Source organism: Aquipuribacter hungaricus, assembly GCF_037860755.1.
Lineage (GTDB): Bacteria > Actinomycetota > Actinomycetes > Actinomycetales > JBBAYJ01 > Aquipuribacter > Aquipuribacter hungaricus.
The window spans coordinates 1-18,597 of record NZ_JBBEOI010000046.1; the positions used below are offsets into that span (position 1 = coordinate 1).

19 protein-coding genes are annotated in these 18,597 nt (G+C 76.0%); 7 read left to right on the top strand and 12 right to left on the bottom strand.

Annotation, left to right across the window (positions count from 1 at the left end; all coding sequences use genetic code 11):
• The coding region (locus WCS02_RS07675) for a bifunctional metallophosphatase/5'-nucleotidase (protein ID WP_340291656.1) at positions 1 to 1,787 on the bottom strand (1,787 nt) is incomplete at its 3' end.
• Between the two features lie 101 nt (positions 1,788 to 1,888).
• Complete coding sequence (locus WCS02_RS07680) at positions 1,889 to 3,151, bottom strand: EAL domain-containing protein (RefSeq protein ID WP_340291658.1); 1,263 nt, start codon at positions 3,149 to 3,151, stop codon at positions 1,889 to 1,891.
• A gap of 126 nt (positions 3,152 to 3,277) precedes the next feature.
• On the opposite strand from WCS02_RS07680, the gene WCS02_RS07685 reads away from it, so the two are divergent.
• Positions 3,278 to 3,679 carry a YjbQ family protein gene (locus WCS02_RS07685; RefSeq protein ID WP_340291660.1) on the top strand — a complete coding sequence of 134 codons (402 nt, stop codon included), beginning with the start codon at positions 3,278 to 3,280 and terminating at the stop codon, positions 3,677 to 3,679.
• 6 nt (positions 3,680 to 3,685) lie between these two features.
• On the opposite strand, the gene WCS02_RS07690 is transcribed toward WCS02_RS07685, so the two are convergent.
• Together WCS02_RS07690 and WCS02_RS07695 are read right to left on the bottom strand one after the other, a co-directional pair.
• On the bottom strand, positions 3,686 to 5,371 hold the full coding sequence (locus WCS02_RS07690; RefSeq protein ID WP_340291662.1) for a long-chain-fatty-acid--CoA ligase: 1,686 nt from the start codon (positions 5,369 to 5,371) through the stop codon (positions 3,686 to 3,688).
• Between the two features lie 95 nt (positions 5,372 to 5,466).
• On the bottom strand, positions 5,467 to 6,483 hold the full coding sequence (locus tag WCS02_RS07695; RefSeq protein WP_340291664.1) for a 1-aminocyclopropane-1-carboxylate deaminase: 1,017 nt from the start codon (positions 6,481 to 6,483) through the stop codon (positions 5,467 to 5,469).
• 251 nt (positions 6,484 to 6,734) lie between these two features.
• Between WCS02_RS07695 and WCS02_RS07700 the strand changes: the two genes are divergently transcribed.
• Positions 6,735 to 7,109, top strand: a complete 375-nt coding sequence (locus tag WCS02_RS07700) for a Rieske (2Fe-2S) protein (RefSeq protein WP_340291666.1) — start codon at positions 6,735 to 6,737, stop codon at positions 7,107 to 7,109.
• Position 7,110: 1 nt separating this feature from the next.
• Here WCS02_RS07700 and WCS02_RS07705 read toward each other — a convergent pair whose 3' ends face one another.
• Both WCS02_RS07705 and WCS02_RS07710 read right to left on the bottom strand, forming a co-directional pair.
• Positions 7,111 to 7,863: an MOSC domain-containing protein gene (locus WCS02_RS07705; RefSeq protein ID WP_340291669.1), complete on the bottom strand. Its 753-nt coding sequence runs from the start codon at positions 7,861 to 7,863 to the stop codon at positions 7,111 to 7,113.
• Positions 7,864 to 7,912: 49 nt separating this feature from the next.
• The gene (locus WCS02_RS07710) at positions 7,913 to 8,215 is read right to left on the bottom strand and encodes a putative quinol monooxygenase (protein WP_340291671.1); all 303 of its coding nucleotides are present in this window, start codon (positions 8,213 to 8,215) and stop codon (positions 7,913 to 7,915) included.
• Positions 8,216 to 8,360: 145 nt separating this feature from the next.
• Here WCS02_RS07710 and WCS02_RS07715 point away from each other — a divergent pair, with 145 nt between their 5' ends.
• A complete protein-coding gene (locus tag WCS02_RS07715; RefSeq protein ID WP_340291674.1) occupies positions 8,361 to 9,284 on the top strand; it encodes an SGNH/GDSL hydrolase family protein in 924 nt (307 codons plus the stop codon).
• On the opposite strand, the gene WCS02_RS07720 is transcribed toward WCS02_RS07715, so the two are convergent.
• Positions 9,260 to 10,747, bottom strand: a complete 1,488-nt coding sequence (locus tag WCS02_RS07720; protein ID WP_340291677.1) for a glycoside hydrolase family 43 protein — start codon at positions 10,745 to 10,747, stop codon at positions 9,260 to 9,262. The genes WCS02_RS07715 and WCS02_RS07720 overlap by 25 nt on opposite strands.
• 101 nt (positions 10,748 to 10,848) lie before the next feature.
• Between WCS02_RS07720 and WCS02_RS07725 the strand changes: the two genes are divergently transcribed.
• Entirely contained in the window at positions 10,849 to 11,493 is a 645-nt protein-coding gene (locus tag WCS02_RS07725; RefSeq protein WP_340291679.1) for a DUF3105 domain-containing protein, read from the top strand.
• Between the two features lie 122 nt (positions 11,494 to 11,615).
• A complete protein-coding gene (locus WCS02_RS07730; protein ID WP_340291682.1) occupies positions 11,616 to 13,211 on the top strand; it encodes a glycoside hydrolase family 43 protein in 1,596 nt (531 codons plus the stop codon).
• Positions 13,212 to 13,227: 16 nt separating this feature from the next.
• On the opposite strand, the gene WCS02_RS07735 is transcribed toward WCS02_RS07730, so the two are convergent.
• The 4 genes from WCS02_RS07735 to glnA all read right to left on the bottom strand — a co-directional run bounded on the left by WCS02_RS07735 (position 13,228) and on the right by glnA (position 16,679).
• Positions 13,228 to 13,827 carry a nitroreductase family protein gene (locus tag WCS02_RS07735; RefSeq protein WP_340291684.1) on the bottom strand — a complete coding sequence of 200 codons (600 nt, stop codon included), beginning with the start codon at positions 13,825 to 13,827 and terminating at the stop codon, positions 13,228 to 13,230.
• Between the two features lie 24 nt (positions 13,828 to 13,851).
• Positions 13,852 to 14,511, bottom strand: a complete 660-nt coding sequence (locus tag WCS02_RS07740) for a maleylpyruvate isomerase family mycothiol-dependent enzyme (RefSeq protein WP_340291686.1) — start codon at positions 14,509 to 14,511, stop codon at positions 13,852 to 13,854.
• A gap of 5 nt (positions 14,512 to 14,516) precedes the next feature.
• Positions 14,517 to 15,113, bottom strand: coding sequence for an LURP-one-related family protein (locus WCS02_RS07745; RefSeq protein WP_340291689.1), 597 nt, complete (start codon positions 15,111 to 15,113; stop codon positions 14,517 to 14,519).
• Between the two features lie 141 nt (positions 15,114 to 15,254).
• On the bottom strand, positions 15,255 to 16,679 hold the full coding sequence (gene glnA, locus WCS02_RS07750) for a type I glutamate--ammonia ligase (RefSeq protein ID WP_340291691.1): 1,425 nt from the start codon (positions 16,677 to 16,679) through the stop codon (positions 15,255 to 15,257).
• A gap of 228 nt (positions 16,680 to 16,907) precedes the next feature.
• Between glnA and WCS02_RS07755 the strand changes: the two genes are divergently transcribed.
• Positions 16,908 to 17,363: an RDD family protein gene (locus tag WCS02_RS07755; protein WP_340291694.1), complete on the top strand. Its 456-nt coding sequence runs from the start codon at positions 16,908 to 16,910 to the stop codon at positions 17,361 to 17,363.
• A gap of 23 nt (positions 17,364 to 17,386) precedes the next feature.
• On the opposite strand, the gene WCS02_RS07760 is transcribed toward WCS02_RS07755, so the two are convergent.
• The gene (locus WCS02_RS07760) at positions 17,387 to 18,103 is read right to left on the bottom strand and encodes a DUF4191 domain-containing protein (protein WP_340291696.1); all 717 of its coding nucleotides are present in this window, start codon (positions 18,101 to 18,103) and stop codon (positions 17,387 to 17,389) included.
• Positions 18,104 to 18,164: 61 nt separating this feature from the next.
• On the opposite strand from WCS02_RS07760, the gene WCS02_RS07765 reads away from it, so the two are divergent.
• Positions 18,165 to 18,597: hypothetical protein (locus tag WCS02_RS07765; RefSeq protein WP_479688801.1), on the top strand; the 433-nt coding region annotated here is incomplete at its 3' end.

The following is an 18,597-nucleotide window of genomic DNA, read 5'->3' on the forward strand; positions in this document are numbered from 1 at the left end:
GTCGACGGCGACGGGGACGGCGACGGGGCGGCCGCGTCGCAGTCGGCGGGGCGCGGGGGTGCCGGCGTCGCCGGGGCCACGGGGGCCGTCGTCGACAGCGGGGCGGGCGTGCCGGTGGCGCCCACGAGGGTCCGCCGCGGCGTCAGGTCCGGGGTGACCGGGGAGTTCGCGGCCAGGTAGTCGACGAGCACGTTGAGGTCGTTGAACCCGTTGTCCTGACGGTCCTCGCCCCCGGCGAAGGCGGCGAAGTTGTCGCCGCCGGTGGCCAGGAAGGAGTTGACCGTGACGCGGTACTCCGCGGCCGGGTCCAGCGGGACGCCGTCGAGGCTGACGGAGACGACGCGGTCGCCTTGCGCGCGGGCGGGGTCGTAGGTGTAGGTCAGCCCCTCCGAGACGCCGAGCGCGAGGAACGGGCGGGACGAGCCGGCCGGCTGCCACTGCTGCTCCAGCGCCGCGTCGACCTCCGCGCCGTCGAGCGTGATGGTGACGACGCCGTTGGCGAAGGGCTGGACGGTGGCGGCCTCGGCGTAGGTGACCACGCCCTCGCCCTCGTCCCCGCTGGCGGCCAGCTGCAGGTCGGCGCGGATGCCGCCGGGGTTCATGAAGGCCATCTGCGCGCCGCCGAGGGCGGGGTCCGCGGTGGCGTCGAGCTGGACGTCGGCGATGAGGTTGCCGAGCGCGGACTCGCGGCCGCGGTCCTCGCGGCCGTCGGCGCCGAAGGCCCGGGCGACGGTCGTCGTGATCTCGCCGACGGGGACCTCCCCGACGACGGCGGCGTCCGCGCGGGCCGTGTCGACCACGCACTGGATCGTCGCGTCGGGGGTGAACCCGCCGGTCATGACGTCCACGACCCGGCCGCCGGCCGACAGCACCTCGCCGGTGGTCGAGTCGACGGTGAGGTCGACCTGGCCCAGCGACATGCCGTAGGAGTTGGCCTCGACCACGGGCAGGACGCCCCCGGCACGGGGGACGTCGCAGGCGACGGTGAGGTGGGTGTGCCCGCCGACGACGACGTCGACGTCGTCGCTGACGCCGGAGACGATGTCGCCGAACGCGCCGCCGGCGGTGCCTGCCGCCAGGGCGGCGCAGTCCGCGGGGGCGGTGGTGGGCTCCTCGGCGCCCTCGTGGGCGAGCAGGACGACGACGTCCGCCTCGCCGTTGGCGGCCACGCCGTCGCTGAGCGCCTCGGCGGCGGTGTTGGCCGCGGCGGTGGGGTCGGTGAAGGTGATGCCGGCGATGCCGTCGGCGGCGACCAGGGACGGCGTCTGCTCGGTGACCACGCCGACGAAGCCGACGTCGACACCGCCGACCTCGACGACGTCGTAGGGGGCCAGCCCGGGCGTCTCGCCCGACACGTTCGCGCCGAGCATGGGGAACCCGGCCAGGCCCTCGCCGCGCACCCCGTGGGTCTCGTCGTCGGCGAGGAAGTCGTAGCCGCGGTCGAACTCGTGGTTGCCGACCGCGGAGGTGATGAGCCCCATCCGGTTGAGCACGTCGACGGTGGGGGCGTCGTCCTGCACGGCGGACACGAACGGGCTGGCGCCGATGTTGTCGCCCGCGGAGACGAAGGCGGTGGGCTGCCCGGCCGAGAGCTGGGACACCGCGCCGGCCAGCAGCGCCGCGCCGGGGGCGCCGGACTCGGCGACGAGCCGGCCGTGGAAGTCGTTGATCGTCAGGACCCGGATGGAGACCGGGGCGGCCTGCGCCGGTGCGGCGAGCAGGCCGCAGGCGAGGACGGTCGCCCCGGCGCCCGCGAGGGCGGTCAGGACAGGGTGGCGCACGGGCATGGGGGCTCCAGGACGTGAGGGGGTCGGCCGCGCCGATCCTGCCTCCTCCCCGCCGTCGTGCCTAGGCCCCGCCGGGAACCCGCCCCGGGTCGACGGTGCCTCTAGGCGACCACCGCCCCGCTGTCGCTGCGGCGCAGCTGCTGCGGCACCGCGGCGCCGGCGGAGGGGACCTCGGCCCGGACCGGCGTCGTGAACTGGTCGCGGAGCTCGTCGGCCGGGACCGCCCGGCCCCAGAACCAGCCCTGCCCGTAGCCGACCTGCAGGTCGTGCAGGGCGAGCGCGTCCTCGGCGGTCTCGACGCCCTCGGCGACGACGAGGGAGCCGAGCCCGGCGGCGAAGTCGACGAGGGAGCGGACCAGGCTGTGAAGGACACGGTCGGTGGCCAGGCCGTCGACGATGCTGCGGTCGAGCTTGATGACGTCGGGCTCGGTGACGACGATGTGGCGCAGCGAGGAGAACCCGGCGCCCACGTCGTCGATGGCCAGGCGCATGCCCTGCGTGCGCAGCGGGGCCAGGGCCTCGCGCAGCGCGACGTAGTCCTCGACCGGGTCGTGCTCGGACAGCTCGAGGAGGATGCGCGGCAGCGGCAGCGCGCCGAGGAACTCCAGCAGGTCCGGGCGCAGCAGCGTGGACGGCGACACGTTCATCGACACGTAGCCGTCGACCCGGTCCAGCAGCCCGGCCGCGCGCTGCAGGGCCTGCAGCTCCAGGGCGTCGCCGCGGCCGACGCTGTGGGCCTCGGCGAAGACGACGTCGGGCGCCTTGCCCCACTCCTGCGGGAACCGGCTGAGCGCCTCGGAGCCGACGCGGCGGCCGGTGACGATGTCGACGATGGGCTGCAGCACGACGCGGGGGCCGCCCGCGGCCTCCAGCGGGACGAGCCGGTCCTCGATGTCCTCGCGCCGGGCCTGCTCGCGGACGCCGGGCTCGATGACCACCGACGCGGCGTGCGCCAGGACGTCCATCAGGCCCTTGTCGCGGTCGGCGAGCCCCTTGTCGGTCGACAGGCCGGCGGCGCAGAAGGTGCCGTACAGGGTGCCGTCGCTGAGGGTGATCGGGACGGAGACGAAGGAGCGGATGCGCGGGAACTTCGCCGCGGGGCGCCACATCGCGTCGGGGTGCTCGCGCAGGTCGGACATCACCGCGGGCAGCGTCCCGTCGCGCACGCCCTGGCAGAGCGTCACCTCCTGCTTCTGCTGGTACCCCTCCTGGAACACCCACGGGACCGAGGAGTCGACGACCTCCAAGGTCTGGGTGGTGCCGTCCATCCGCGTCATGAACGCGACGCTGAGGTGGAGCGAGTCCTTGGCTGTGCGCAGCAGGTCGGCGATCTGCTCCTGCGCTGCGCTGCGTGTCCTGGCCACGTCGGCTCATCGACCGGGCGGGGGGCCACCTGTGCCGAGGGGGGCGAGGTTGGGCCGACCGGGTGGTGGGTAGCCTGCGGGCGGGTCCCGGTCGGGGCCCGACGGACGAGGACCCGGGGGCTCGCGGTGAGGTCGCAGGAGATCGAGGTCCTGACGGGTGGGCGCCTGGTCACCGACCTCACGCAGGAGGCCACCCGGTTCTGCGCGGGCCAGGGCGACGGCCTGCTGTCGGTGTTCGTGCCGCACGCCACGGCGGGCGCGGCGCTCATGGAGACCGGGGCGGGCAGCGAGACGGACCTGGCGACGGCGCTGGACGGCATGCTGCCGTCCGACGACCGCTGGGTGCACCGGCACGGCTCGCCCGGGCACGGCCGCGACCACGTGCTGCCGGCGTTCGTCTCGTCCTCGCTCGTGGTACCCGTGCTGGACGGGGCGATGACGCTGGGGACGTGGCAGTCGGTCGTGCTCGTGGACAGCAACGTCGACAACCCCCGCCGGCGGGTGCGGTTCAGCTTCCTGGCCGGCTGAGGCCGCTCAGGCCTCGAGCTGCTCGCGGACCTGCCGGCGCAGCACCTTGCCGATGACCGACCGGGGCAGCTCGTCCACGACGACGACCCGCCTCGGCACCTTGTACCCGGCGAGGTGCTCCCGGGCAGCGGTCCGCAGCGCGTCGGGGTCCAGGATGGCGCCGGGCTCGGCCACCACGGCCGCGGCGACCTGCTCGCTGCCGTCCGGGGCGCGCAGCCCCACGACGGCGGCGTCGAGCACCCCGTCCAGCGCCCGCAGCGCGTCCTCGACCTCGGAGGGGTAGACGTTGAAGCCTCCGGTGATGACCAGCTCCTTGATCCGGTCGACGACGGTGACGAAGCCGTCCTCGGACATGACGACGATGTCCCCGGTCCGCAGCCAGCCGCCCGGGAGCAGGACGGCCGCCGTCTCCTCGGGGCGCCGCCAGTAGCCGGAGAACACCTGCGGTCCGCGGACGAGCAGCTCGCCGGGCGTGCCCTGCTCGACGTCGCGGTCGGTGTCCTCGGGGTCGACGACCCGGACCTCGGTGCTGGGGAACGGGACGCCCACGGTGCCGGGGCGGCGGGCGGAGGACACCGGGTTGCCCAGGGTGATGGGGGAGGACTCCGTCATGCCGTAGCCCTCGACGAGCAGCCCGCCGGTGACCTGCTCCCAGGTGTCGACCACGTCCGGCGGCAGCGACATCGCCCCGGAGATCCCGTACCGAACCGTCGTCAGGTCGACCCCCCGCTCGCGGGCCGCGTCGGCCAGGCGGGCGTACACGGGCGGCACCGCCGGCAGGAACGTCGGGGGGCGGCGGCGGACGGCGGCGAGCACCTGGTCCACGTCGAAGCGGGGGAACAGCACGAGCGTGGCCCCGACCTGGACCGAGAACGTCAGACAGAGGGTGAGCCCGTAGGCGTGGAACAGCGGGAGCACGCCGTAGACGGTCTCCTCGCCGTCGCGCAGCCCCGGGACCCACGCGCGGCCCTGGGCGGCGTTGGCCCGCAGGTTGCGGTGGCTGAGGACGGCGCCCTTGGGGGTGCCGGTGGTGCCGCCGGTGTACTGCAGCAGCGCGGTGTCCTCCGCGGCCGGCCGGGGGTGGTTCCCGGGCAGCGGCGCGGCCCCGGCGACCAGGCGGTCCCAGGACAGCGCGCCGGGCGCGGGGACGGTCATCGCCGCGCGGGTGGCCCGCACCCGCGGGAGCGGCAGCCGCAGGGCGAGCCGCTTGGTCAGCGGCAGCGCGGTCGTCAGGTCCACCGCGACGACGGTCCGCACCGACGTCCGGTCCCTGCCGGCGAGCACCGCCGGCGCGGTGACGTCCCACACCACGGCGACCTCGGCGCCGCAGTCGGCGAGCTGGGTGGTCAGCTCGGCGCGGGTGTAGAGCGGGTTGTGCTCGACGACGACCGCGCCCAGGCGCAGCACGGCGTAGAAGGCGACGACGTGCTGGGGGCAGCTGGGCAGTACCAGGGCCACCCGGTCCCCGGCGCGGACGCCCAGCCCGGCCAGCGCGGCGGCGGCCCGCCCGACCTGCTCGCCGAGGCGCGCGTACGACGTGGTCGAGCCGAAGAAGTCCAGCGCCGCGCGGTCGGCGAAGCGGCGGGCGGAGTCCTCGAGCAGGTCGACGAGCGAGCCGTCGGGGACGTCGATCTCGGCCGGGACGCCGTCGGCGTAGCTGGACAGCCAGGGTCGCCCGGCGGTGCTCGTCATGCGCCCGACCCTAGCCGCGCGCCCCGCGCCCTCCGGTGCTGAGCAGCCGGTGCGCAGCCGCCGGGGCGCGGCCGCCGGGGCTCGGCTGTCGGGGCTCAGCCGTCGGTGAAGAGGGCGCTGTAGGCGTTGAGCGACTGCTGGCCGCCCAGGTGCGCGTAGAGCACGGTCGAGTCCCGGGGGATCTCGCCGCTGCGGACGAGGTCGACGAGACCGGCCATCGACTTGCCCTCGTAGACCGTGTCGAGGATGACGCCCTCGAGCCGGCCGACGAGCCGGATGGCGTCCAGCGTGGACTGGACGGGGATGCCGTACTCCTCGCCGGCCCAGCCCTCGAGCACGGTGACCTCGTCGTCGCGCAGGTCGCGGCCCAGGCCGACGAGCTCCGCGGTGTGCCGGGCGATCCTCCCGACCTGCTCCCGGGTGGCGTCGATCCGGGCGCTGGCGTCGATGCCGAGGACCCGGCGGGGCCGGTCCTGGCCTGCGAAGCCCGCGACCATCCCCGCGTGGGTGGACCCGGTGACCGAGCAGACGACGACGGTGTCGAAGAAGACCCCGAGCTGCTCCTCCTGCCGCTGGACCTCCTCGGCCCAGCCGGCGAAGCCCAGCCCGCCGAGCGGGTGCTCGGAGGCGCCGGCGGGGATGCCGTACGGGACGCCGCCGCGGGCGCGGACGTCCTCCAGCGCGCGCTCGTAGGAGTCCTTGATGCCGATGCCGAAGCCGGACGGGTCCAGCCGTACCTCGGCGCCCATCACCCTGCTGAGGAGGATGTTGCCGACCCGGTCGTTGACGACGTCGGGCCAGTCGACCCAGCGCTCCTGGACCAGGACGGCGTCCAGCCCCAGGTGCGCGGCGACCGCGGCCACCTGGCGGGTGTGGTTGGACTGGACCCCGCCGATGCTCACGAGGGTGTCGGCGCCGCTGGCGAGCACGTCCGGGACGATGTATTCGAGCTTGCGCAGCTTGTTGCCGCCGTAGGCGAGGCCGCTGTTGACGTCCTCCCGCTTGGCCCACACCTGGGCCCCGCCGAGCTCGGCGCTCAGCCGTGGCAGCGGGTGCACGGGGCTCGGTCCGAAGGTGAGCGGGTAGCGCGGGTGGTCGGACAGCCTGGGCACGGCGGGCTCCTCGTCTCGGGTGCCCCAGCCTCGCAGCGCCCGCGGCCCTCGCGGCGCGTCGTCTCAGGCTGCTGCCGCGGGCGGCCGCCGGGCGCCGCTGCCGAGGGCCCCTGCGTGGCGCGGGCGCCGACGGGGTAGTCCGCTGCCATGAGGGCACAGCGGACAGCAGGCACGGCGCGGACGGCCACGACCGTCCCCGGTACGACGACGACAGGCACCCCCACGGCGGCCCCTGCTCCGGCGGCCGGCGCGTGAGCCGGGAGCGCGGGCCGCTGCCGGCCCCGGGCACCGTGGGCAGGATCGCCGGCTGGGCGGTCGGACGGACCCGCAGCCGCGCGACGGGCGGCACGGGCGAGCCGGAGGTGTTCGCGGTGTCGCGGTTCTGCCGCCACCAGCTCGCCGACATGAGCAAGGGCACGGTCGACGCCGACGGCTGCCTGGTGTGCCCGTGGCACCAGAGCCGCTACGACGTGACGGACGGCCGGATGGTGTCGGGCCCGCGCGGGTTCCTCGGCTACCACGGCCCGACCCCCGGCTACTCGGCCGTCATCAAGGCCTACGGCAAGGTGCTGCGGCTCCGGGTGCGCAAGGCCCGCGTCGTCGACGGCGAGGTCGAGCTCGGCTAGATCAGCGCAGGGCCGGGCCGTCGCCGACCAGGGAGACCTGGTCGCCGACGGCCACCACGCCGCCCCGGACGACGTCGGCGATGATGCCCAGCTCCGCGCCGTTGAGGCGGCCGACGGCCTTGAGCACCCCCGGCTGCGCGGGCGTGTCCGCGGTGGCCGCGTCGACCATGGTGCAGCGCGGCGAGGTCTGGACCACGTCGAGCAGGACGTCGCCCACCTGGAGCCGTCGGCCGTCCCACGCGTCCTCCGCCCACGCGGCGTCGGTCCGCAGCACGATGTTGGGGCGGAACCGTGACGTCGGCACCGGGGCGCCCAGGTCGTCGGCCACCGCCCCGACCGAGGCGGTGCCGAGCAGGCTGACCGGGCCGTCGTCGAAGTGGCCGACCCCGTCGTGGAGGCCGTCGCTGCTGCCGTCGGCCTCCCGGAGCAGGGTCACTTCCCGGCCCAGGTGTGCCGACAGCAGGGCCGGGGCGGCGGGGTCGTCGGCGGAGGTCTCGGTGCCGTCGGGCAGCCGCAGCAGGACGGTGCCGCCGACCAGCCGGGCGCGCACCTGCTGCAGGCCGGGGACGGCCGTGAACCGTCGTCCGGACTTGCCGCTGGCGAGCATGCCGCCGCCCGTGCTCAGCGCCCAGACCCGGTCGCCGGCACAGCCGCGGGCGTCGACCTCGAGCCGGTCGACCTGCTCGCCGAGCAGGGACTTGACCGGGTAGCGGTGCAGCGAGGCCACGGCGGCCACGGGCTCACGGCTGGGCACGACGGCGTCCTCCTCCGGTGGGGCGGGGGGCCACCATGCCACCCGCCGTCTAGGCGTGGTCGGGCAGGTGCTTGCCGTCGACGGACGCGAAGTGCTCGACCCGGGGGGCGGCGGACAGCAGCGGCCCGAACGCCTCGAGCATGCGGCTGGTGTGGGGGGCCGCCTCGTGCGCCGCGAACGCCTCGGCGTCGGCGTAGAGCTCGTAGAACACCCGGGCCAGCGGCTCGTCCCGCACGCTGTGCACGGCGTACTGCAGCGTGCCGGGCTCCCGGTCGGTGATGAGCGGCAGCGCCTCTGCGACGAGCGCGTCGAACGCGGTCACCGCGTCCTGGTCCACCAGGTCGAACCTCACGACGAGCCCCTGCACGACGACCTCCACGACCGACCTCGCGGACCCGGCCGGGCGCGCTGCCCACACGGTAGGTGCCGCGGCCCCCGGGTGCCACGATGGCGGCCGGCGCGGCACCGGCCGCGCCGAGGGCGCAGCAGGGGGAGACGTGGCAGGCGGGGCGGACGTGACCGGCGCGGGCGGTGCGGGCGGGGTGCGGCTGGTGTGCCTGGGGGACTCATTCACCGAGGGGATGAGCGACGAGCTGCGGCCCGACGGTCACCACCGCGGCTGGGCCGACCGCGTGGCGGCGGCGCTCGCCCGGCGCGCCGCGGACGGCAGCGACCGGGAGGGCGGCGGCCGGGGTGTCAGCGACCAGGACGGCGCCGGGGACGGGGGCGTGCTGTACGCCAACCTCGCCGTGCGCGGCAAGCTGCTCGACCAGGTCGTCGCCGACCAGGTGCCGGTCGCGCTCGCCCTCGCCCCGACCCTGCTCACCTTCCACGCCGGGCCCAACGACGTGCTGCGGCGGGGCACCGACCTGCCCGGGCTGCAGCGGCGCTACGACGCCGCGGTGGGCCGGCTGGGCGCCTCGGGCGCGCGGGTGCTGCTGTTCACGTCGATCGGGCGGGCAGGGGGCACCGGCGCGCTCGCCCGCAGCCTGGCCGCCCGGTTCGCGCGCTTCAACGCGGGGGTGCGGGACACCGCCGCCCGGCACGGCGCCCTGCTCGTCGACCTGGAGCCCGTGACCGTGCTCACCGACCGGCGGGTGTGGCACACCGACCGGCTCCACCTGGCGCCGTCGGGGCACGCGCGGGTCGCCGCCGCGGTGCTCGAGCGGCTGGGCGTCGACGACCCGGCGCTGCTCGGCGGACCGCCCGGCTGGTGGCAGGAGCCGCTGCCCCCGGCACCGGCCACCGTGCGGCGCGCCGAGCTCGCCGCGGACGTCGCCTGGCTGCGCGGCGACGCCCTGCCGTGGGTGGGGCGACGGCTGCGCGGGGTGTCCAGCGGCGACGGCCGCGACCCCAAGGACCCGGTGCTGCGGCCCGTCGCCCTCCCGCCCGCGGGTCAGGTCTCCGCGTCACCGGAGTAGGAGAACGCGCGCACGACCACGTCGCCGCGCAGCGCGACGACGCCGACCATCCGCCCGGTGAAGCCGCCGGCCACCTCGGTGGACAGGTACCGCCCGTCCAGCCTGCCGAGCTCGACGGGGCTGCCGGGGCCGTCGGGACCGAGCACCGAGGCGACGACCTCGTCCGGGCCGCCCCGGGGACCGGCGGACTGGTCGTGCCGGGCGGGAGCGGTCCGGAGCTCCAGCACGGTGCCGGGGACGGCCGTGGCCTCGCCGAGCACGGCCCGCAGCGTCCCGACCAGGGCGACGGCGCGGACCAGCCCGCCGTCCACCTCCAGCCGCACCGCGTGGGCAGGGTCGACGCGCAGCTCCAGCCCGCCCGCGCCGTCCCCGGCGTCGAGCACGGCCCGCGCCCGCACGGTCGTGCGGTCCTGGCGTCGTCCCGCGAAGACCGGGCCCGCGCCGGGGTCGTCACGGGCCGGTCCCCGCAGCACCCACGCGCCGCCGTCGTGGTGGAGCACCTCCGCCGGGTGCCGCCCCAGGGCCACCCAGGACGGCGGGAGCACCGGGCCGGCGAGGTCCTCGGTCACGGCGGGCACGGCGGCCGGCTCCAGCGGCGCGCCCAGGCGCGGCCAGCCGTCCTCCCAGACGACCTCGGAGGCGAACGTCTCGCGGCCCAGGACGTGCCAGCCGGGGGTGCTGCCCCGCGGCCGGGTGCCCAGCCAGAGCACCGCCCACGAGGCGTCCGGACGGGCGACGAGGTCGGCGTGACCCGTGCTCTGCACCGGCGAGCCGGTGCCGCGGGCGGTGAGGAACGGGTTGCCCGGGTCGGCCTCGAAGGGTCCCGACGGTGAGGCGGAGCGGGCGACCACGGCCGCGTGGCCGCGCTCGGTGCCGCCCTCGGCGAGCAGCAGGTACCACCAGGCCCCCACCCGGTACAGGTGCGGCGCCTCGGGCACCTGGCCGCCCGTGCCCTGCCAGAGCCGCGCCGGCGGGGTGAGCAGCCGCCCGGTCGCGGGGTCGAGCACGGCCTGGACGATCCCCTCGTGCCCGCCGGGCCCGTAGGCGCACCACGTGAGGTAGCAGGTGCCGTCGTCGTCCCACGCCAGGTCGGGGTCGATGCCGGGGGCGTCGGGGATCGTGACGGGGTCCGACCACGGCCCGGCCGGGTGCCCGGCGGTGACGAGCAGCTGGCCGGGGCCGCCGGAGACGTCGGTCGTCACCAGCCAGCACCGGCCGGCGTGGTGCCGGAGCGTGGGGGCGTACACCCCGCCCGAGGTGCCCGCGCCGTCCAGCCGCAGCTGGGAGGGCCGGTCGAGGACGTGGCCGACCTGCTCCCAGGCGACGAGGTCGTCGGAGCGGAAGAGGGGGACCCCCGGCGCGTAGCCGAAGCTCGAGCAGGCCAGCCAGTAGCTGCCGTCGGCACGGCAGACGCTGGGGTCCGGGTGGGTGCCGGGGACGACGGGGCGGGTCGGCAGGCGCACGTGTCCTCCGGGCGGGGGTGGCGGGGGTGGGCAGTCTGCCCGGTCGGCGCTGCGGGACACTGGGCGCCGGGCCGCGGCGGTCCGCAGGACGGGGGAGCGGCGTGGCGGTGCACGAGACCGGCTGGGGTCCGGGGCGGGTCGTCGGGGTCCTGGCGGTCGGCGCCGTCCTGCTCGGGAGCATCGGCGGCGGGCTCGCCGGGGCGTCCGTCGCCGCCGCCGGGGGCGACGTGCCGTCGCCGCCCTGGCTGCTGTCGCTGCCCGGCCAGGAGCGGCCGCTCGGCCCGGACGACGAGATCGACGGCCTGCTGACGTTCGAGGGTCTCGGCCTGCAGCACGTCCGGGGGCCGGTCGGCTACGAGCAGCACCCGCCGGCCGGCGGCGATCACGCCGGGGTGTGGCAGGACTGCGGCTTCTACCCCTCGCAGGTGGTGAGCGAGCAGGCCGTGCACTCGCTGGAGCACGGCGCGGTGTGGGTGACGTTCGACCCCGACCTGCCGCGCGCGCAGGTCGAGCGGCTCGAGGGGCTGGCCGCGGACAACCCGTACCTGCTGGTCTCGCCGATGGCCGGTCTGCCCTCCCCGGTCGTGGCCAGCGCGTGGGGTGTGCAGGTGCCGCTGGACGACGTGGACGACCGACGGCTCGAGGCGTTCCTCGTCCGCTACCAGCAGGGCCCGCAGACCCCGGAGCCGGGCGCGCCCTGCAGCGGCGGGACCTCCGCGCTGCCGGACGCGCCCACCGGCGCCTGACCGTCCCTCAGCGTCCCCCGGTGGGTCCCGCCCGTCACGACCCGTGCCGGCTGCGTCGGCTGCGGCGGCTGCGGCGGGCCTGACGGGTCAAGGCCCCTCCGCCGGCTGCCGACAGAGCAGGCGTGACCAGCACGACCGCCGCCCACGCCGACGCCGCGGCCGCCCCTTCCGCCCCTGCCGTCCCCGCTGCCGGTCTCGCCGGGCTCCTGCCGCCGCAGCGCGCCGTGCCCCGCGCGCCCGGGTTCAGCAACCCGGTGCTCGACGCCGGCCCGACCGTCGACCACGGCGACCCCTTCGTCCTGGAGCACCTGGGCGTCTACCACCTGTTCCACTCCGGGCCGCGGGGCGTCGACGCCTACGTGTCCGAGGACCTGGTCCGCTGGGAGCCGGCCGGCACCGTCCTCACCGGGGCGGGGGAGGACCACTGGGCGCAGCTCGAGCTGTGGGCGCCGGAGGTCGTGCACCAGGACGGCGAGTTCGTCATGTACGTGGCCGCGACCAGGCCCGGCGTCGGCCGCCGCAGCGCGGGCAAGGCGTGCGGCGCGGACGGCGGCGACGACACGCTGCGGCGCCAGGGCGTCGCGCGGGCCCCGCACCCGCTGGGCCCGTACACCTGGGACGACGAGCCGCTGGTGGACGAGTGGTCCATCGACGCGCACCCGTTCACCGACGACGACGGCCGGCGCTGGCTGTTCTACAACGTCCGCAACGACGACACCCGCCACGCCGACGGCACCCTGGGCTGCGGCAACGTCGTCGACGAGGTGCTGCCCGACGGCCGTCTCGCCGGCTCGCCCGTCCCGGTGGCCTACCCCAGCGAGCCGTGGGAGGCCGGCCCGGACGCCGAGCAGTACTGGAACGAGGCGCCGTTCACCCTCAAGCGGCGCGGCCGGTACTACCAGATGTACTCCGGCGGCTTCTTCGGCGGCGACGGCTATGCCCTCGGCGTCACGGTGGCCGACTCCGTCGCCGGGCCCTGGCGCAAGGAGACCGTCCGGCCGCTGTTCACCAGCGGCGGCGACGTCTCCGGCCCGGGCCACCACTGCGTGACCGTCGCCCCGGACGGGGTCACGCCGTACGCGGTCTACCACGGCTACGTCGGCGACGGCTTCGGCCGCAAGGTCCACGCCGACCGGCTCTACTGGGCCGGGGACGGACCGCAGCTCGGCCGTGGCGCCGTCCGCCCGACCACCCCGTCGCGCGACGCCCAGCCCCTGCCCCCGGCGGCGGTCCACGACCCGGCCGTGGCCGCGTTCCACCTGCGCGCCTGGGTGCGCGGGGACGCCCTGACCGTCGACGGCCTGCCCGTCGTCCTGGGCGGCGGGGTCCGCCTCGTCGAGGCCCGGCACGACGGCAGCAGCCTCGTCGTGCGGGTGGACGGGGCGGTCGTCTCCTCCCGCACGGGCAGAGCCCGCCCGGTGCTGGCCGGCGCGCAGGTGCTCCGGACGACGCTGGCCTCCCACCTGGACGACGAGCGCGAGCACGTCCTGTCCGCGGGCGAGACCGTGGTCCACGCCTGGGGTGGCGCGGGTCCCGTCGAGTGCGCGGTCGCCGTGTCCGGGCGCGCCCGCGTGGAGCTGGGCGGCACGGTCGTCGAGGTCGCCTCCGCCGGCTACGAGCTCGTCACGCTGCGCGCCGAGGGCGGTGCCGACCGGTTCTGCGTCACCGCGATCGGCGAGGGGGTGCGGGTCGCCGACGTCGTCCTCGACGCTCGCTGAGCGGGGCCTCGGCGCGTCAGGCGGCGGGCCGGACCTCGACGACCAGCGACGCCAGCGGCAGCCGGGTCCGCTCGGCGGTCTCGCGGGACGCGAACGGCTCGGGCAGGGCGACCGTCGGGTCGTGGCGCCCCACCGCGAGGACGACCAGGGGGACGGCGGCGGCGGGCCCGTCGAGGACCGCCGCCAGCGCCGCCCGGTCGAAGCCGCCGATCTGGTGCACCGCGAGCCCCTCGTGCTCGGCCTGCACCGTGAGGTGGGCGACGGCCTGGCCGGTGTCGTAGACCGCCCACGGGCGCTCGTCGCCGTCCGGGCCGACGGTCACCGCGGCCGCCACGACGAACGCCGAGGCGGCGTCCGCCCAGGTCTGGTTGCCGGGGGCGAGGGTGGCCAGCACGGCCTCGTGGGCCGGCGTGCCGCGGTGGGTGACAGCGAAGCGCCAGGGCTGGGTGTTGGACGCGCTGGGGGTCCACCGGGCGGCCTCGAGCAGCGCCGTGGTCTGCGCGGCGGACAGCGCGTGCGCGGGGTCGAAGGCACGGGTGCTCCACCGCCCGGCGAGCAGCGGGTGCAGCTCGGCGTCGGTCACGGCGGGGCGGGGGCTGGCGGTGGTCGTCGTCACGCACCGGTCAATCCCGTTGACGCATCAACCATTCCCCGGCGTCACCCGGTCGCGCAGCAGGGCGGCACCCGGTCCGGTGACCCCGTCCAGCCCGGCCGGCCGGCCGGAGACGACGAGGGCGAGCGCCTCGCTGCTGCCGCTGACCAGAGCCCCGTCGCCGGCGGACCACCCGGTGTCGTCCGCCTCCAGGCGCAGGCCGTCCAGCCGGCCCCGCGGCAGGAACCCGGCGGCACGGGCCCGGGGCGTGACGAGGAACGCCAGCACGACCGTCCAGTCCGCCACGGGCGGGGTCGCGGCGAGGCCGAGCGGCACGGCGATGTCGCGCAGGTGGATGCAGGAGTCGGCGAACGGCCCGTGCGGCCCGACGCCCGGCTGGCTCACCGCGTCGCCGCTGCGCCGGCGCAGCACCTCGACCAGCTCCCCGACCGGCCGGGCGGCGCGGGCCCGGGCGAGGCGGTCCGACGCCGCGTCGGCCCGGCCCCGGTCGCGGGCGACCTCGAGCAGGAAGCGGGGCACCGACATCTCGATGCAGACCAGGAGGTGGCCGACGACGTCGCGGCAGGTCCACCCGGCGCACAGGCTCGGCCCCCGCAGCTGGTCCTCGTCCAGGGTGGCGACCAGGTCGGCGACCGCCCGCCGGTTCGCGGCGGTGCGGTGCCCGAGGTCGTCCGGCGCGGCCCGCACGGGCCTCAGCGGTCCTGCAGCGCGTCCAGCGCGACGGCCATGGCCGCGGCCAGCCGGCCGTCGACCCGGCCGCCGGGGACGGTGACGTCGTACCGGTCGCGCACCGAGCGCCGCCGCACCGAGCTGAGCACGACCTGCCCGCCGGCGTCGACGAAGTCGAAGTGGAAGACGAACGGCACGGGCACCTCGCCGACCACCGGCAGCAGGCCCCACACCCGTCGCAGGACGGCGACGGTGGCGTTGCGCTCGGTCCCCGTCGCGGTGACGCCCGCACCCTCCAGGTGCCAGGTGGACCGCAGCAGCGAGCGGCCGAGGTCCTTGCGGAACGAGCCGAGCGGGACGCCGGCCGCGTCGACGACGTCGTAGCCGCTGCCCAGGTCGAGCCGCTTCCGGGCGCGGAAGGAGAAGACCGGCACCGTCCGCGCCTCGTCGGCGTAGAAGGTCACCTGCTCCTTGAACGCCAGCCGCTTCTGCTGCGCGGTGGCCAGCAGGGCACCCGGGCTCCCGTCCTCGGCCACCGCCCGGACGTCGTACCGGTTGACCGCCAGCGTGATCCTCTGCGTCACGGCGAACCGCTCGACGCCCTGCAGCCCCTGGTCCATCCCGTGCCCCCGTCGTGGTCGTGGACGGTCACTGTGGCAGAGCCCCCCCGTGGACGCGCCGGAGGCGGGCCCCGGCCGGGACCCGCCTCCGTGGTGCGCCGTGCCGGCCCCCGCGGGCCCGTCACGGATCAGATCTCAGGATCAGATGTCGTAGTACAGCTCGAACTCGTGCGGGTGCGGCCGGCTCTGGATCGGGAGGATCTCGTTCTGCCGCTTCCAGTCGACCCAGGTCTCGATGAGGTCGGGGGTGAACACGTCGCCCTCGGTGAGGAAGTCGTGGTCCGCCTCGAGGGCCTTGAGGACCTCGGGCAGCGTGGTCGGCACCTGGGCGATGTTGGCGTGCTCCTCCGGCGGGAGCTCGTACAGGTCCTTGTCGACCGGCGCCGGGGGCTCGGTGCGGTTCTTGATGCCGTCGAGGCCTGCCATGAGCATCGCGGAGAAGGCCAGGTACGGGTTGCTCGACGGGTCGGGCGCGCGGAACTCGATGCGCTTGGCCTTGGGGGAGCTGCCCGTGATGGGGATGCGGATCGCGGCGGAGCGGTTGCGCGCGGAGTACACGAGGTTGACCGGCGCCTCGAAGCCGGGCACGAGGCGGTGGTAGCTGTTGACCGTCGGGTTGGTGAAGGCCAGCACCGCGGGTGCGTGGGCGAGCAGCCCGCCGATGTACCAGCGGGCCATGTCCGACAGGCCGCCGTAGCCGGCCTCGTCGTAGAACAGCGGCTCGCCGTCCTTCCACAGCGACTGGTGGGCGTGCATGCCCGAGCCGTTGTCGCCGAAGACGGGCTTCGGCATGAAGGTCGCGGTCTTGCCGTTCTTCCACGCCGTGTTCTTGATGACGTACTTGAACTTCATGAGGTCGTCGCCGGCGTGGAGCAGCGTGTTGAAGCGGTAGTTGATCTCGGCCTGGCCGGCCGCGCCGACCTCGTGGTGGCCCCGCTCCAGCTCCAGCCCGACCGACTGGAGCGTCTTCATCATCTCGTCGCGCAGGTCGGCCTGGTGGTCGGTGGGGGAGACAGGGAAGTAGCCGCTCTTGTAGCGGGTCTTGTAGCCCCGGTTGCCGCCCTCCTCCTGGCGCGCGGTGTTCCACTGCGCCTCGATGGAGTCGATCTCGTAGTAGCCGGTGTTCGGCTTGGTCTCGAAGCGCACGTCGTCGAAGACGTAGAACTCGGCCTCGGCGCCGAAGTAGCAGGTGTCGGCGATGCCGGTGCCCTTGAGGTACGCCTCGGCCTTGGCGGCGATCTGGCGCGGGTCGCGGCTGTAGGGCTCGGAGGTGAACGGGTCGACGATGGAGTGCGTGACGACCAGGGTCTTGGCGGCCCGGTACGGGTCGATGTAGGCCGTCGCGGGGTCCGGGATCAGCTTCATGTCGGACTCGTGGATGGCCTGGAAACCGCGGATCGACGAGCCGTCGAACATCTGGCCGTCCTCGAAGGCCGAGGCGTCGAACGCGGCGGCAGGCATCGTGAAGTGCTGCATGATGCCGGGGAGGTCGATGAAGCGGATGTCGACGAACTCGACGCCCTCGTCGGCGATGTACCGCAGGACCTCTTCCGGGGAGCTGAACATCGGTTCTCCTGTCGCTGGCTGGGGATGGCAGGTCTGGCAGGCACGGGCGGCCCGTGCGTCGCGAGCACGCTAGGCGGCAGCCGTGTCGCCGCCGTGTCCCTCGTGTTTCGCGCATGTGACGAGACCGAGGTGCACGTCACGACCATATGACGTGGGCGACCGCCGTCACGCCGGGTGCCACGGCGACCGCGCCGCGTCGGCGTCCGGGCGGCGACGTAGGCTCGTCCCGTGGCTGACGACGGCGGACGGGCGGCGCTCGGGGGCTGGCTCGACGGCCCCGGCGGCCGGCGGGAGAGCACCCAGGAGTTCGCCGGCCAGCGGCTCGGCCGTCCCCCCGGCGGCAGCGGCTCGGTCGCGCCGCTCACCCGGCGCTCCGCCGCCCTGCTCGTGGACTGGCTGCTGGCCCTGCTCGTCGGTCAGACGCTGCTGCCGCAGCTGTCGTCGTGGGCGCCCCTGCTCGTCTTCGGCGTGGTACAGGTCCTGCTCGTCGGCACGCTCGGCTACGGGCCCGGGCACCGCCTGCTCGGCCTGCGGGTGGAGCGCCCGCTGGGCGGCCATGCCAGACCGCTCGCCGCGCTCGTCCGCACGCTGCTGCTCGTGCTCGTCATCCCGGCCGTGGTCACCGACGACGACGGCCGGGGTCTGCACGACCGCGCCGCCGGCACGGTCGTCGTCCGCCGGTAGGGCGGTCGTCCCCCGCCCGGGCCTCAGCGGCCGCGGCTCGCCCGGGCGCGGGTCGGGTCGATGCCCTTGGGGACCGAGGCGCGGAGGCCGCCGAGGGCCTGCATCCGCTTGGCGACGGCGCTCACCTCGGACGGGGTGAGGGTTCGCGGCAGCCGCATCATCCGGCGCGACACCTTCCGCAGCGGGACCTGGCCCTCGCCGTTGCCGACATGGATGACGTGCACCGGCACGCCGGAGGCGACCCGGGTGTGGCGCTTCTTCTCCCCGTCGGCCAGGCGGAACGTGCGCGGCAGCGGGCCCTCGACGAGCAGGACGATGCCCGGGCGGCCGACGGCACGGAACACGAGGTCCTTGGTGCGGGGGTCGGCGCCGACGGGCTCCTCCGACGTCACCCAGCCGCGCCGCAGCTGCTGCATGACGATCGCGGTGGCGCCCTGCCGGCCGTCGACCTGGGCGAACAGCGCCTTGTCCGCGCGGCGGGTGAGCACGACGAGGCCGACCAGCACCGCGGCGAGCACCGAGGAGATGCTGCCGAGGATGCGGCTGAACAGGCCGTCGGCGAGCAGGAACGTGAGGCCGAGGCCGACGAGCAGCACGAGCAGCGCCGAGCCCAGCACCCACAGCGGGGCGGGCCGGTCGTACTGCGCGGTCATCCTGTAGACGGCCGCGAACTGGCGGAGGCGGCCCTGCTTCTTCGCGGGGGCGGCGTCGGACGCGGCGGAGCTGCCAGTGCGGGCCATGGCGTCGAGGATAGGGCGGCACGGCCGGTGCCCCGGTCGGCCCCCGCCTAGCATGTGCGCCGTGGAGGCCCCGGCGCGGACGCTCGAGCAGCAGCGTGACTGGTACGGCGCCCCGCTGGCCGAGGTCTTCGAGGACCTGTGCACCAGCCTGCAGGTGACCCAGGCCGCGCTGGCCCGGCTGCTCGGGCTGTCGCCGGCGATGGTGAGCCAGCTGCGCAACGGGCAGCGCGCCAAGATCGGCAACCCTGCCGCGGCGCACCGCCTGGCGCAGCTCATGGACCTGGCGGGGGAGGTGCGGGCCGGCTCCAGCACCCCGGCCGAGGCCCTGGCGCAGGCCGAGACGGTCCGGGCGGACACGACCGCCTTCGCCCGGTCCGGCGGTGCGGGGCCGGGGGACGACGAGCTGGTGCGGGCGGGCCTGGCCCGCCTGGCGTCCGCACCGGTGCTGCGCCGCCTCGCCGACGCCGCGGAGGCCGAGGCGCCGGACCTGGCGC

Bases quoted from the DNA above. Each gene is read 5' to 3' on its own strand.
- glnA (WP_340291691.1), bottom strand. From the start codon at position 16,679: ATGTTCAGCTCCCCGGAAGAGGTCCTGCGGTACATCGCCGACGAGGGC.
- WCS02_RS07760 (WP_340291696.1), bottom strand. From the start codon at position 18,103: ATGGCCCGCACTGGCAGCTCCGCCGCGTCCGACGCCGCCCCCGCGAAG.
- WCS02_RS07690 (WP_340291662.1), bottom strand. From the start codon at position 5,371: ATGACGAGCACCGCCGGGCGACCCTGGCTGTCCAGCTACGCCGACGGC.
- WCS02_RS07745 (WP_340291689.1), bottom strand. From the start codon at position 15,113: ATGGACCAGGGGCTGCAGGGCGTCGAGCGGTTCGCCGTGACGCAGAGG.